This is a genomic window from Cupriavidus sp. GW822-FHT06G04 (assembly GCF_058799075.1).
The window spans coordinates 18,396-32,351 of record NZ_JBXALD010000009.1 but is presented as its reverse complement, the minus strand read 5'-3'; the positions used below and the strand labels follow the sequence as shown (position 1 = coordinate 32,351).

The 13,956-nt window shown below is 65.8% G+C and carries 14 protein-coding genes; 12 read left to right on the top strand and 2 right to left on the bottom strand.

The genetic code is table 11. The features are described 5' to 3' along the window. Positions 1 to 24: 24 nt before the first annotated feature. Positions 25 to 912, bottom strand: a complete 888-nt coding sequence (locus tag AC1RKI_RS20090; RefSeq protein ID WP_227461287.1) for a LysR family transcriptional regulator — start codon at positions 910 to 912, stop codon at positions 25 to 27. A gap of 100 nt (positions 913 to 1,012) precedes the next feature. On the opposite strand from AC1RKI_RS20090, the gene AC1RKI_RS20085 reads away from it, so the two are divergent. The 12 genes from AC1RKI_RS20085 (at position 1,013) to AC1RKI_RS20030 (ending at position 13,180) form a co-directional block, all read left to right on the top strand. Then, positions 1,013 to 2,020, top strand: a complete 1,008-nt coding sequence (locus tag AC1RKI_RS20085) for a Bug family tripartite tricarboxylate transporter substrate binding protein (RefSeq protein WP_150979997.1) — start codon at positions 1,013 to 1,015, stop codon at positions 2,018 to 2,020. Positions 2,021 to 2,080: 60 nt separating this feature from the next. Then, a complete protein-coding gene (locus AC1RKI_RS20080) occupies positions 2,081 to 2,818 on the top strand; it encodes a PIG-L deacetylase family protein (RefSeq protein WP_492796954.1) in 738 nt (245 codons plus the stop codon). Continuing rightward, positions 2,815 to 3,528, top strand: coding sequence for a 4-carboxy-4-hydroxy-2-oxoadipate aldolase/oxaloacetate decarboxylase (locus AC1RKI_RS20075; RefSeq protein ID WP_490713803.1), 714 nt, complete (start codon positions 2,815 to 2,817; stop codon positions 3,526 to 3,528). Before AC1RKI_RS20080 ends, AC1RKI_RS20075 begins: the two co-directional genes overlap by 4 nt. Positions 3,529 to 3,681: 153 nt before the next feature. Further along, positions 3,682 to 4,623, top strand: coding sequence for a LysR family transcriptional regulator (locus tag AC1RKI_RS20070; RefSeq protein WP_061958014.1), 942 nt, complete (start codon positions 3,682 to 3,684; stop codon positions 4,621 to 4,623). A 461-nt stretch (positions 4,624 to 5,084) separates the two neighbouring features. Beyond that, positions 5,085 to 6,518 carry an FAD-dependent tricarballylate dehydrogenase TcuA gene (gene tcuA / locus AC1RKI_RS20065; RefSeq protein ID WP_061958012.1) on the top strand — a complete coding sequence of 478 codons (1,434 nt, stop codon included), beginning with the start codon at positions 5,085 to 5,087 and terminating at the stop codon, positions 6,516 to 6,518. Then, positions 6,505 to 7,677 carry a tricarballylate utilization 4Fe-4S protein TcuB gene (gene tcuB / locus AC1RKI_RS20060; RefSeq protein WP_492796957.1) on the top strand — a complete coding sequence of 391 codons (1,173 nt, stop codon included), beginning with the start codon at positions 6,505 to 6,507 and terminating at the stop codon, positions 7,675 to 7,677. The genes tcuA and tcuB overlap by 14 nt, the downstream gene beginning before the upstream one ends. 28 nt (positions 7,678 to 7,705) lie before the next feature. Next, the gene (locus AC1RKI_RS20055) at positions 7,706 to 8,494 is read left to right on the top strand and encodes a class II aldolase/adducin family protein (protein ID WP_150980002.1); all 789 of its coding nucleotides are present in this window, start codon (positions 7,706 to 7,708) and stop codon (positions 8,492 to 8,494) included. 130 nt (positions 8,495 to 8,624) lie between these two features. Further along, a complete protein-coding gene (locus tag AC1RKI_RS20050) occupies positions 8,625 to 9,599 on the top strand; it encodes a Bug family tripartite tricarboxylate transporter substrate binding protein (protein ID WP_341248772.1) in 975 nt (324 codons plus the stop codon). Positions 9,600 to 9,660: 61 nt separating this feature from the next. Continuing rightward, positions 9,661 to 10,554: an amidohydrolase family protein gene (locus AC1RKI_RS20045; protein ID WP_227461284.1), complete on the top strand. Its 894-nt coding sequence runs from the start codon at positions 9,661 to 9,663 to the stop codon at positions 10,552 to 10,554. 69 nt (positions 10,555 to 10,623) lie between these two features. Next, positions 10,624 to 11,610 (top strand): Bug family tripartite tricarboxylate transporter substrate binding protein, encoded by a 987-nt coding sequence (locus AC1RKI_RS20040; protein ID WP_407648897.1) that lies wholly within the window; start codon positions 10,624 to 10,626, stop codon positions 11,608 to 11,610. Positions 11,611 to 11,619: 9 nt separating this feature from the next. Next, on the top strand, positions 11,620 to 12,615 hold the full coding sequence (locus AC1RKI_RS20035; RefSeq protein ID WP_492796960.1) for a D-2-hydroxyacid dehydrogenase: 996 nt from the start codon (positions 11,620 to 11,622) through the stop codon (positions 12,613 to 12,615). Positions 12,616 to 12,727: 112 nt separating this feature from the next. Beyond that, on the top strand, positions 12,728 to 13,180 hold the full coding sequence (locus AC1RKI_RS20030; protein ID WP_223506078.1) for a response regulator: 453 nt from the start codon (positions 12,728 to 12,730) through the stop codon (positions 13,178 to 13,180). A 41-nt stretch (positions 13,181 to 13,221) separates the two neighbouring features. Here AC1RKI_RS20030 and AC1RKI_RS20025 read toward each other — a convergent pair whose 3' ends face one another. Continuing rightward, complete coding sequence (locus AC1RKI_RS20025) at positions 13,222 to 13,863, bottom strand: HD domain-containing protein (protein WP_492796962.1); 642 nt, start codon at positions 13,861 to 13,863, stop codon at positions 13,222 to 13,224. Positions 13,864 to 13,956: the final 93 nt, after the last annotated feature.

Here is a 13,956-nt window from a genome sequence, read left to right as displayed (position 1 = left end):
TTTCGGGGCGGGGCGGGCCGTCTTTTAGAAATAGCCGAGAAACCGTTTCATGATGGGCGAGAGCGCTTCGGCGCGATGTGCCATCAGGATACGGCTCGCCGCGTCCGGACCCGCTATCGGTACATAGGTCACGCCCGGGATGCCGGTGCGCGCGTAGATCGCCGGTAGTACCGACACCCCCGCACCGCTGGCCACGAGGCCGATGATTGTCGTGGCCTCGCGGGCTTCCTGCGCAACCTTTGGGGCAAATCCGGCCCGGTTGCACAACGTCGTGACGTGATCGAACAGCCCGCAGCCAAGCCCGCGCGGAAACAGCAGGAATTTTTCGGCAGACAGGGCGCTGATATCGATACCCCGCAGGCCATCCGTTGCGGCAAGCGTGTGGCCCGACGGCAGCACTGCGACGAGTTTGTCGGTCAACACCTCTCGCACGGTGATGGAGGCGGGCGGACGAAACTGCGGCGACGGGCGCAGGAAGGCGATGTCGATATCGCCATGCTCCAGTTGCTGCAATTGCTGCCCGGTCGACAGGTGTACGAGTTCCAGCCGCGCGTGGCGATGCGCCTCGCGAAACGCATGCACCGCACGGGGAAAGGCATCCTGCATCGGCACGGACGCCGTGAAGCCCACGCGGATTTCCCCCGCTTCGCCCGACGCCACCTGCTTGACTACCTCGCGGGCCTGATCGAGGTTCGCCAGTGCGGCGCGCGCCTTGTCCAGAAACAGTTCGCCGGCGGGCGTCAGCGCCACATGGTGCCGCGATCGCTCCAGCAGCGCACTGCCCAGTTCGTCTTCCAGCGCCTTGATTTGCACGCTCAGCGGCGGCTGGCTGACGTGCAGGCGACGCGCGGCTTCGCTGAAGCTCAAGGCTTCGGCAACGGCCACGAAATAGCGAAGCTGGCGGAAATCCATAATAGCGAATCGAAATAACCGGCGATGTGAAAACGTATTGGACAGTATCACGGCCCGCGCAGAGAATGCGACCACATTCTGAAAACATCTGGAGACGATGATGCTGCGCAGGCTTGTTCGTATTGGTATGTCGCACGGCGCCAGCCGCCCCATCCTGTCGGGGGTACTGATGGCGTCGCTGACATTGGTCGGCGCCAGCGCACGTGCCGAGACGTTCCCCGACCATCCGATACGCCTGGTGGTGCCGTATGCGGCCGGCGGTGCGGTCGATATCGTGGCCAGGTCGGTGGGGCAGCGCATGAGCCAGTTGCTCAAGCAGCCGATCATCGTAGACAACCGGCCCGGCGCCAGCACCAACATCGGGATGGATTTCGTGGCCAAGGCGCCGGCCGATGGCTACACCATCATGATGGCGTCCAACAGCCTCGCCACCAATTCCGCACTGTTCAACAAGCTCGGTTTCAATCCGTCGAGCGATTTCGCACCGGTGGCGCGCATTGGCGAGGCATCTCTGGTCGTGGTGGTGCCGGCCAAATCGCCGATCGCATCGATGAAGGCGTTGGTCGCGCAGGCCAAGGCGCAGCCGGGCAAGCTCAGCTATGCATCGGCCGGCAACGGCAGCTCCGGTCATCTGGCGGGGGAGATGTTGAAGGAGACCGCCAACATCGACGTGCTGCACGTGCCATACAAGGGCGGTGCGCCTGCGATTACTGACCTGATTGGGGAACGCATTACCTTCATGCCGATCAATCCGCTCGAAGTGGTCTCCCATATCAAGGCCGGCACGCTGCGTCCGCTGGCGGTGGCCAGCGCAAACCGCTCGGCGCTGCTGCCGGACGTGCCGACTTCGAAGGAAGAAGGCTTGCCGGGCTTTACCGCGTCGGTCTGGTGGGGTCTGGTGGCGCCCGCCAAGACGCCGGCGCCGATCGTCCGGCAACTCAATGCCGCCGCCAACACGGCGCTGGCTGATCCGGACGTCCGCAAGCAACTGAGCCAGTTGGGCGTGACGATCGTATCGGGCACGCCCGAACAGTTCGGCCAGTTCGTGCGCACCGAAACTGCCACCTGGAATGGCGTGATCCGCAAGGCCGGCATCACCGCAGACTGACGCATTGCGCCCGTCCGCGTCGCACGCGATTCGCCAGCCCCAACGATTTCTGGAAGTCTTATGTCCCATCCAAGCACCACGGCTGCCAAGCCTTCGATTCTGGTTGTCAGCGCCCATGCCGCAGACTTTGTCTGGCGCGCGGGCGGCTCCATTGCCCTGTATGCCGCGCGCGGCTACCACGTCCGCATCGTCTGCCTGTCGTTCGGCGAGCGCGGCGAATCCGCCAAGATGTGGCGCCAGCCCGGGATGACGATGGAGCGCGTCAAGGCCGCGCGCCACGAGGAAGCGCAACGCGCGGCCGAGATCCTGGGCGGCACGCTCGATTGCTTCGACCTTGGCGACTACCCGCTGCGCGTGCCGGACGACGCGCTGCTGCGGCTGGCCGATATCTATCGCGATATCCGGCCGGAACTGGTGCTGAGCCACTCGCGCGAGGACATCTACAACTTCGACCATCCGCTGGCCACGCACGTCGCGCAGGAAGCGCGCGTCATTGCCCAGGCGCATGGCTACAGGCCCGAAGTACCGGTGATTGGTGCGCCTCCGGTGTTTCTGTTCGAGCCGCATCAGCCCGAGCAATGCAACTGGAAGCCCGATGTGCTGCTGGACATTTCGCCGGTATGGGAGAAAAAGCAGCGTGCGTTCGAGACCATGGCCGCGCAGGAACATCTGTGGGACTACTACACGCGCGTGGCCCTGCAGCGCGGCGCGCAGGCGACGCGCAACTCGGATCGCAAGGTTCAATACGCAGAGGGCTACGCACGGGTGTTTCCCCAAGTGGCGGAGGTACTGGCATGAGAACGGTGGCATATCGCAATATCCTGCGTGCCGACGCGCGCGATATCGAATCGCTTGGCGCGTCGGGCGTGGCCACGGTGCATGAGGCGCAGCGGCGCACCGGGCTGATGAAGCCGTATATCCGGCCGATCCAGTCCGGCGTCGCGATTGCGGGCAGCGCGGTCACGGCGCTGATGCATCCCGGGGACAACTGGATGATCCATGTCGCCGTGGAAATGATCCGCCCCGGCGATGTTCTTGTGGTGGCACTGACCAGCGACTGCACCGACGGCGTGTTCGGCGATCTGCTGGCGACGTCGCTGCGGGCGCGTGGCGCCCGCGGGCTGATACTCGATGCGGGCTGCCGCGATGTCGGCACGCTCAACGCCATGGGCTTTCCGGTCTGGTCGCGCGCGGTGTCCGCGCAGGGCGCGGTGAAGGAGACCGTGGGCGCCGTCAACGTGCCGGTGGTTTGCGCCGGGGCGCAGGTCCGACCTGGCGACGTGATCGTGGCCGATGACGACGGCGTGGTTGTCGTGGCGCGGCCGCATGCCGCCGACATCGCGCGCAAGGCCGCTGAGCGCGAGGCGCTGGAGGCGGCCAAGCGCGAGAAGCTGGCCTCGGGCGTGCTGGGCGTGGACATGTACAACATGCGCCCAGCGCTGGCCGACAAGGGTCTTGTCTATCTCGACCAGACCGTGGACTGGTATAGCGGCGCCGACGAAGCCTGACGCGCCGTTTGGCCCGTGTCCGCGGACCGCGCCGTGGCCCCGACCCAGGCAGCCGCCCCGGGCGCGACGCCGGCGTATCTGGTATAAGACGCCCCAGAACATGGAAGCCGACTTCCGCTGGCGCGGATGGGTCGGCCCTGCCGGGGGAGCCAGATGGAATTGCGCCAGCTTCAGTATTTCGTGCGGGTGGTCGAGCTTGGCAGCATGAGCCGCGCCGCGCTCGAACTCGATATGGTGCAATCGGCGGTCAGCCAGCAGATCAGCCGCCTGGAGAGCGAACTGGCCACGCGCCTGCTGCGCCGGACCCCGCAGGGGGTCACGCCGACCGAGGCCGGGCTGGCGTTCTTCCACGAGGCCCAGCTCACGCTGCGCCATGCGGAGCAAGCGCGCCGCGCCGCCCATCAGGCACGCTTGTCGGGCGCGGTCAGCGTCGGGCTGGCGCCCACCACGGCATCGGTGATCGGTGTGCCACTGATTCGCGCCATGCGCGACCGCTACCCCGATGTGCGCCTGCATATCGTGGAAAGCCTCTCCGGCCATCTCACGGCCATGCTCAACGCGCGCCAGCTTGATCTGGCCGTGTTGTTCGACACCCACGCCGCGCGCCGCTGGACGGTGATGCCGCTGCTCGAGGAAACCCTTTTTCTGATTCAGTCGCGCCAGGCTCTGCCGCAAGGCCGCGCGGATCCTCCCACGCAATGCACCATGGCCGATCTTGCCGGCGTGCCGCTGATCATGCCGACTGGTCTGCATGGCTTGCGCAGCACGCTCGACGCAGCGTTTTCGCGCGCCAAGGTGACGCCCAGCGTGATCCAGGAAGTGGATTCCCTGGCCATGCTGATGGATGCCGTCGACATGGGGTTTGGCGCCACGTTGCAGCCCTGGGCGGCGGTGGGGCGCTATCCGGACGCGGCAACGCGCTTTCACCTGGCGCAGATCGACGATCCGCAGGTCGGGCGCAAGAACCTGCTGTGCAGCTTGTCCGACGATGAGCTGTCGCCCGCGGCACTGGCCCTGCGGGTGGTGCTGGCCGACACGGCGCGCGGACTGGTGCGTTCCGGAGAATGGCGCGGGGCGCGCCTGTTGGAGGCATAGGGCGTCCGGCTGCGCGGGGCGTTGCCATCGGTGCCGGGCCAGAGCGCGGCACGAACGGCGCCCCGTACGGCGGCGCGCTTGCGCCGCTGAGGGGGCCGCCCGTGTCGGAGATGGCGGCGTTGGAACGGAAGCAGGCAGTGGGTGTGGATCTGCGGTAGCGCTCATGACGGCGGAATGTTGTGGAGCCGGGCAGGGTTCGTGCGGGTTCGCGTATTGGCGATGCACGTGCTGTTGACAAGACTTTCCCGGAAATCGCGCCGCGCGAATATGAGACGGTTCTGAAAACGCATGGCGCGGCGCCACGCGCGTTGCCGTGGGCATCACGAATCGTGATACCCCCATGCCGGACAAGGGCTTAGCAGCGTTCAGCGGCGCCGATAGAGTCTCGACCAGACTCTTGAAGGCATAGAAAAAGCCGTGTCCATCCTCACACTCGAAACCCGCGGGCAGGGCGTCCGCACATGATCGACGTCCTCGTCATCGGCGGCGGCAATGCCGCCCTCTGCGCAGCGCTGATGGCGCGCGAAGCCGGCGCCAGCGTGATGCTGCTGGAAGCCGCGCCGCGCGAATGGCGCGGCGGCAATTCCTCCCATACGCGCAACCTGCGGTGCATGCACGACGCGCCGCAGGATGTGCTGGTCGACGCGTATCCCGAAGAGGAGTACTGGCAGGACCTGCTGAAGGTCACTGGCGGGCTCACCGACGAAAAACTGGCGCGGCTGGCCATTCGCGCCTCGTCGACGTGCCGCGACTGGATGCGCAGCCACGGTGTGCATTTCCAGCCCCCGCTGTCGGGCGCGCTGCATGTGGCGCGCACCAACGCGTTCTTCATGGGCGGCGGCAAGGCGTTGGTCAATGCGTACTTCCGCAGCGCTGAAAAGCTCGGCGTGCAGATCCGGTACAACAGCCCGGTCGATGCCATCGAACTCGACGGCGACCGTTTCGTGGCGGCGCGCATCGGCGCCGAGCGCATCGAGGCGCGCGCCTGCGTGCTGGCCGCGGGCGGTTTCGAATCGAATCGCGAATGGCTGCGCGAAGCCTGGGGCCGCAACGAGCGCGGCGAATGGCCAGCCGACAATTTTCTGATCCGCGGTACGCGCTTCAACATGGGTGTGCTGCTGAAATTCATGATCGAAGCAGGCGCGGATGCGATCGGCGATCCGTCGCAATCGCATTGCGTGGCGATCGACGCGCGCGCGCCGCTGTACGACGGCGGCATCTGCACGCGCATCGACTGCGTGTCGCTGGGCGTGGTGCTGAATGCCAACGCCGAGCGTTTCTACGACGAAGGCGAGGACTTCTGGCCCAAGCGTTATGCGATCTGGGGCCGGCTGGTGGCGCAGCAGCCGCAGCAGATCGGCTATTCGATCATCGACGCCAAGGCTGTGGGCCGTTTCATGCCGCCGGTGTTTCCGGGCGTGCGTGCCGACACGCTGCCCGAACTGGCGCGCAAGCTCGGCCTTGACGAAGCGACCTTCATGCGCACCATCGGCGATTACAACGCCGCATGCCGCGTGGGCAAGTTCGATCACACGGTGCTGGACGACTGCCATACCGAAGGCGTCACGCCAGCGAAAACCCATTGGGCGCGGCCGATCGATACCGCGCCGTTCTTTGGCTACGCGCTGCGCCCCGGCATCACGTTCACGTATCTGGGGCTGAAGGTCGACGAGCATGCCGCCGTGCATTTCGGCGGCAAGCCCAGCCGCAATCTGTTTGTGGCCGGAGAAATGATGGCCGGAAACGTGCTGGGCAAGGGCTACACCGCCGGCGTCGGCATGGCGATCGGCACCGCGTTCGGCCGCATCGCAGGCACCGAAGCGGCAAAGGCGGCGGCAAAAGCGGCGAGCGTTGGCGCCGCGGCATCACGGGAAAAGGAATATGCAACATCTTGAAGCGCTGACGCGCGAGGCGGCGGCGCTTGCAACTGGCGCGCTGCCGCTGACCGCGGACGAGGGCGAAGTGGCCCGTACCCTGCAGATCTGCAATGCCTGCCGCTATTGCGAGGGCTTCTGCGCGGTGTTTCCGGCCATGACGCGTCGGCTCGAATTCAACAAGGCCGATATCCACTACCTGGCCAATCTGTGCCACAACTGCGGCGCGTGCTATCACGCATGCCAATACGCCCCGCCGCACGAGTTCGCGGTCAATATTCCGCAGGCGATGGCCAAGGTGCGCGTGCAAACCTATGGCGATTACGCGTTCCCAGTGGCGCTGGGCGGACTGTATCGCCGTGCCGGACTGACGATGGCGCTGGCGCTGGCCGGCGGACTGGCGCTGTTCCTGGTGATGGTGCTGGCCATGCGCGGCACGCTGCTGCATGAGCCGCTGGCCGGCAACTTCTACGCGATCTTTCCGCACAACCTGCTGGCGGCGATGTTCGGCGTGGTGTTCGTGTTTGCGATGGTCGCGCTGGGCATCGGCGTCACGCGCTTCTGGCGGCGCGTCACGCCCGGCGTGCGCAGCGGCGAGACGCGCGGCGCGGCGGTTGGCGGCGCGGCCCACGACGCGCTCCGGCTCAAGTATCTGGATGGCGGCCACGGCCAGGGCTGCAACAACGACGATGACGCGTTCACGCTGTTGCGCCGCCGCTTCCACCACTTCACGTTCTACGGTTTCATGCTGTGCTTTGCGGCGACCGTGGTGGCCACGCTCTATCACTATCTGCTCGACCTGCACGCGCCGTATCCGGTGCTCAGCTTGCCGGTGATTTTGGGCAGCGCGGGCGGCGTCGGTCTGCTGATCGGTCCGGCCGGGCTGCTGTGGCTGAATCTGAAACGCGATGCGCGCACCATGGACGCGAGCCAGAAGCCGATGGACCGCGGGTTCATCGCGCTGCTGTTCCTGACCAGCGCCAGCGGCCTCGCGTTGCTGGCCGCCCGCGACACCGGCGCGATGGCCGCCTTGCTTGCGGTGCATCTCGGTATCGTCATGGCGCTGTTCCTGACATTGCCGTACGGCAAGTTTGCACACGGCATCTATCGCAGCGCAGCGCTGCTCAAGTATCACATCGAAAAACGCCGCCCGAGCGAGCTCGCGCTCGGCTCGGATTGAATCGGCAGCAATTCCAAGGAGACAGATCATGACGAAACCCGGTGTGCTCAGCATTCCTTCCATGCGCAACCAGTGCAGTGACGCGGAATGGCAGGCGCGCGTGGATCTGGCGGCATGCTACCGGCTGGTCGAGCTGTACGGCATGGCCGACATGATGGCCAACCATATTTCGGTGCGTGTGCCCGATGAAGAGAACGCCTTCCTGATCAACCCGTACGGAATGATGTACGAGGAGATCACGGCTTCGTGCCTGATCAAGGTGGACCACGACGGCAAGATCCTTTCCAAACCGGATTTCGGCGCGCTCAATTACGGCATCAACAAGGCCGGCTATGTGATCCACAGCGCGGTGCATCACGCGCGTCCCGAAGTGGCCTGCGTGATCCACACCCACAGCTGGGCGTCGATGGCCGTGTCGTCGCTCGAATGCGGCCTGCTGCCGATCACGCAGACCGCGATGCGCTTTCTGAAGATCGGTTATCACGATTATCAAGGCGTGGTGCTCGATACCGCCGAGCAGGCGTCGCTGATCGAGGATCTGGGCAAGGGCGAGGCGCTGATCCTGCGCAATCACGGCGCGCTGACCGTCGGCAACAGCGTGGGTGAGGCCTTCAACTGGATGCACCGCCTGGAACTGGCGTGCCGCTCGCAGGTGGCGGCGATGTCGTGCAATACGCCGCTGCAGCAGGTGCCCGCCGATGTGCTGGAGGAAACCTGGAACAACTATCAGCCCGGCACGCGCCGCCCGTACGGACTGATGGAATGGCCCGCGCTGCTGCGTAAGCTCGATCGTCTGGATCCTGGCTTCCGCGACTGAAATCCCATCGTGGTGCACGGGACGCAGATCCCGCGACGGATGCCGGCTTGGCGCCGCATCCCGTCCATCGCTAGACATTTGCCGATTTGCCAAAAATAAATGCCCACCGCCTGTGTGGAGGAGACAAACCATGAATCGCAGACGCATGCTGGCGCAGATCGTTGCGCTGGGCGCAGCGCCCTATGTCATCGGTGCACGCGCGCAAGCGTTGCCGAACAAGCCCATCACGCTGATCGTGCCGTTTGCGCCGGGCGGCAATCTCGATGTGGTAGCGCGCGCCATTGCGCCGGCGCTGGAGCAGAACCTGGGGCGCAACGTGATTGTCGACAACCGACCCGGCGCGGGCGGCGTGATTGGCGCGTCGGCCGTTGCACGTGCCGAGCCCGATGGCAGCACGCTGCTGGTCACCACGCCCAATGCCGTGGTGGTGTTGCCGCGCATGACGCGCACCAGTTTCAGGCTGGCCAGCTTCACTCCGGTGGGCCTGGTCTCCACCACGGCGCTGGTGGTCGTGGTGAAGGGCGGCAATGGACAGTTCAAGGACGTGGCGGCGCTGCTCGCGCACGCCCGCGCAAATCCCGGCAAGGTCACGGCCGGTCATGCAGGTCCGGGCACCACCAACCATATGGCGCTGCTGCAACTCGAAGACGCCGCGAAGATTCAGCTCAACCAGGTGCCGTACAAGGGATCGGCGCCGGCGCTGATCGACCTGATGGGCGGGCAGATCGACATGGTCGTCGACCAGTTGACCAGTTCCGCGCCGCATATTCAGTCGGGTGCGCTGCGCGCGCTGGCGGTGATGTCGCGCGAGCGCGATGCCGCGTTGCCGAAGGTGCCGACGTTGCGTGAGGCGGGATTGGCGAATTTCGAAGCCACTACCGCAACGGGTCTGCTGGCACCGGCAGGCACGCCGGCCGCGCTGGTTGACACGCTCAACGCGGCGCTGCGCAAGGCGCTTGCCGAAGGCAGCGTGAAAAGCCGGCTGCTCAATGTCGGAAGCATGGCGCAGGCGTCGTCGCCACAGGAGCTGCTGGCTTCGCTACAGCGCGAAGACGCACGCGCCCAGACGCTGGCCGCCGCCGGACGCCTGAAGGCCGCCGAGTAGGCGCTGCGCCCCGGTCGCGATCGACTTCCATCCTGCCGCAATCGGCAAAGCGAGAACCGCCATGACACGTCCCTGCCTGCCACCGCTGCCCGTTGCGGTGGCTCCCGCATTCCGCGCGCCCGCCGGCGCGTGCGACAGCCACGCCCATGTTTTTGGTCCGTTTGCACGGTATCCGCTGGCCGCAGACCGCAGCTACACGCCTGCCGAACATCCCGCAGACGCCTTTATCGCGCACCTCGACGAACTGGGCCTGACGCGCGGCGTGCTGGTCACCGCCAGCGCCAGCGGCACCGACAACAGCGTGGTTATCGATGCGCTGCGCCAATACCCCGAACGCCTGCGCGGCATCGCGGTGCCTGCGCCCGATATTGCCGACGCACAGCTCGACGCCTGGCACGATGCCGGCGTGCGCGGCGTGCGCTTCAACCTGTACCAGCTGGCCGGCCACGCGGTGTATCGCAACGGCGTCGGCATCGATGTGCTGGAGTCGCTGGCGCCGCGTCTCCGGGCACGCGGCTGGCATGCGCAGATCTGGATCCATGCGCCCGATCTCGTCGAACTCGGGCCGCGCCTGAAGGCATTGCGACTGCCGCTGGTAATCGACCACATGGGCCGCATGGCCACGGCGCGCGGCGTGCACGACCCGGGCTTCCAGACCCTTTGCGCAATGTTGGCCGAGGGCGTGGCGTGGACCAAGATTTCCGGCGCGGACCGGCTGCAGTCGGCCGGCGCGCCGTATCGCGAAGTCGATCCCTTTGTCGCGGCGCTGATGGCGGCCAACGCGGAACAGGTGGTGTGGGGATCGGACTGGCCGCATATCAACTACTTCGAAACGGCGCAGATGCCCGATGACGGCGCACTGTTCAACCTGCTGGCGCGCTGGCTGCCTGACGACGCGGATCGGCAGCGCGTGCTAGTGAGCAATCCCGCGCGGCTGTACGACTTTCCGGCCTGACGAGGCCGCGCGCCTTCAACCGCGCACGAAGCGAACACAAACATAACCATAAACGGAACGGAGACATCCATGAACAACCTTGCCCCACGATGGATTCGTGCGCGCCGGCTGCTGACCGGCGTGATGATGGCCGCGCTGGCGCACGGCGTGGCCGCGCATGCCCAGGAGTATCCCGCCAAGCCGGTGCGCGTGGTGGTGGCATTCACCGCGGGCGGCACCACGGACATGCTGGCGCGCAGCGTCAGCCAACAGATGGCGCAGCGCTTCAAGCAGTCGTTCGTCGTCGACAACCGCCCCGGCGCGGGTGGCAACATCGGTACCGAATTCGTGGTGCGCGCGCCGGCTGATGGCTACACGTTGCTGGTGAACTCGGTCGGGCCGATTTCGATCAACCAGACGCTCTACAAGAAACTCAACTACGATCCGCTGACCGATCTGGTGCCCGTGGTGCAGATCGCCGATGTCCCCAATGTGCTGGTGGTGCATCCATCGCTGCCGGTAAAGAACTTCGACGAATTCGTCGCGTATGCCAAGGCCAACCCGGGCAAGCTCAACTACAGCTCCACTGGCGTGGGCACGTCGTCGCATCTGTCCGGGTTCATGCTGACCGAACGTATCGGCACGCAGGCCACGCACATCCCGTACAAGGGCGCCGATGCGTTGAACGACCTGCTGTCGGGTCGCGTGCAGTTCATGTTTGCCACCATTCCGTCGGTGATGGCGCATATCCAGGCCGGCAAGCTGCGCGCACTGGCGGTGTCCAGCGCCAAGCGCTCGCGCTCGCTGCCCGATGTCCCAACGGTGGCCGAGAAAGGCTTCCCCGGCTTTGCTGCGGGATCCTGGTTCGGCTTCTTTGCGCCCAAGGGCACGCCCGCAGATGTGATTGCCAAGCTGAATCAGGCTGTCAACGACGCGCTGCCGTCGTTGCAGGCGCAGATGATTCGCGAGGGCGCGGATCCCGTGGGGGGATCGCCGAAGCAGTTTGGCGATTTCACGCGCGCGGAGTATGTCAAATGGAAAGCCGTGGTGAAAGCCTCCGGCGCGACTGTCGATTGAGTGATCGCCATGCCTGAATCCTTGCGCATCCTGCTGTCGCCATCCACGCTGCACGCGCATCGCGCGGAGATCGACGCCGTGCTGCACGGGCAACCGTGGCAGCCGGTCAGCGTGCCCGACGTGGATGACCCGCGCGCCGTGGACGCCGAGGTGGCGTTTGTCTCGCGCGATGTCACCGGGCTGTCGACCAAGCACGAAATCCAGCCCGGCACGCAGCGCTTCTATACGGCGATGCTCGAGGCGCCTTCGTTGTGGTGGGTGCATACGCATTCGGCCGGCGCGGACCGCGCCATCTTTGGCCAGTTGCGGCAGCGTGGCGTGAGCGTGACCACGTCGTCGGGCGCCAATGCGGGCGTCGTGGCGCAAACCGCGCTGGCGGGGTTGCTCGCGCTGGCGCGTCATTTTCCGCAACTGATCGAGGCGCAGCGCCAGCAGCGCTGGGCGCCGTTGATCGGCAGCGGCCTGCCACGCGACCTGCAGGGACAGCACGCCGTGATCGTCGGCTGGGGTCCGATCGGCCAACAGATCGGTAGCGTGCTGCGCGTGCTGGGGCTGTCGGTGACAGCGGTCAGGCAGCATGCCGCACCGGCTGGCGACGGCATCGCATCGATCGGGTTCGAACAGTTGCCCGCGGTGCTGCCGCGCACCGATTGGCTGATCCTGGCGTGTCCGCTGACGGATCGCACACGCGGTCTGATCGATGCCCGCGCGATGGCGCTGCTGCCGGCCGGTGCAAGGCTCGTCAACGTAGCGCGCGGCGAGGTCGTCGACGAAGACGCACTGATCGGCGTCTTGCGCAGTGGGCATTTGGGCGGCGCGTACCTCGATGTGTACGCGCATGAGCCGCTGGCTCCGACGTCGCCGCTCTGGACGCTGCCCAACGTCATCGCCACGCCGCATAGCGCGGGGTTCTCCGATGGCAACGCGGCGCGCGTGGTCGAGATCTTCCTGGACAACCTGCGCAGGTGGCGGCAGGGCGAACCGCTGCGCAACCGCGTGGGTTGAGCCTCAAATTCCGACGTTTCAGCCGATACTTGCGGAAATTTCCGTAACCTGCGCGCGGCCACGGCCTTCACAATAACGAGATCGTCCGAATGCCTTCCTGGATCTCGCTGCCGTGTCCGCAACCCCTTCCACCCCTGCCCAGCCTTGCGCCAACCACCGCGCGCCTTTGCCGCGCATCGTGCTGGCGGAGGATCATCCCGTCTGCCTGTTCGTGATGGCACATCAACTTCGCACGATCGGCGGCTGCGACCTCGTGGCGTGTGAGGACGGCAAGCAGGCGTGGGCCGCGCTGCAGCACGGCGCGTCATTGCTGCTGACCGATCTCGATCTGCCCGGCATGGACGGCTTTGCATTGGCGCGCGCCGTGCGCGAGACGGAGCAGGGCGCGCGCGACGGACGCAGCAGCGCGGGCGCACAAGCCAGCCGGATGCCGATCGTGGCGATCAGCGCCACCGTCGATGCGGCGCGGAAGCGCGCCTGCCGTGCGGCCGGCATCGACCTGCTGCTGCGCAAGCCACCCAGCGAGGAAATGCTGGCGTCGGTGCTGCGTCGCTACGTGGGCTGATATCGCGCGCGCCGTACCCGTTGGCAGGCGCGCCAGGCGCATCAGCCTTTCCAGGCCGATTGCCGGATCACACTGCAGAAATTGCCGTGATGGAAATGCGGCTCCTTGTCGGCGATGACATCAGCCTTGACATTGCCAAACGTGGTTTCGGGCTTGTGCCGGATGCCGTTGTAGAACGCCTCGATGATGTCTTCCTTGAAATGCGCGGGGCGCGGGTGCGCGTGAACGACGCTGTCGCGGTCGGCATCGGCAAAGTTGTCGTAGCGAATGCCAAGCACATCCATTTCGACGCCGGCGGTAACCAGTGCGATCTCGGGCGCCATGAATTCCGGAATGCCTGGCGTGGTGTGCAGCGCAATGGCCGTCCAGACCTTTTCCACTTCGCGCTCGCCGATGCCGCGGCTGCGCAGGAAATCGGCCGCCACGTTCGCGCCATCCACTTCGAAGCGCTTGTCATGACTGCTGTGCGCGGGCATGAGGCCCATGTCGTGAAACATCGCGCCGGCATACAGCGGTTCCGCATCGTAATGCAGGCCGCGACGCTGGCCGGTCAGCGCCGCCCAGTAGTAGACGCGGCTGGAATGATGAAACAGCAGCGGCGACTCGGTATCGCGCACGAGTTCAGTGATTTCGCGGGCCAACTGGCTGTCTGGAATGGCGATGTCGCCAACGGTGAAACGCATGACCGGCTCCTGTTCGGTTCGGGTTGAATTGAGTATGGCTTGCGCGTAGGATGTCTCCAAACGTCGTGATACGATGAATTGGGACATTCCAGG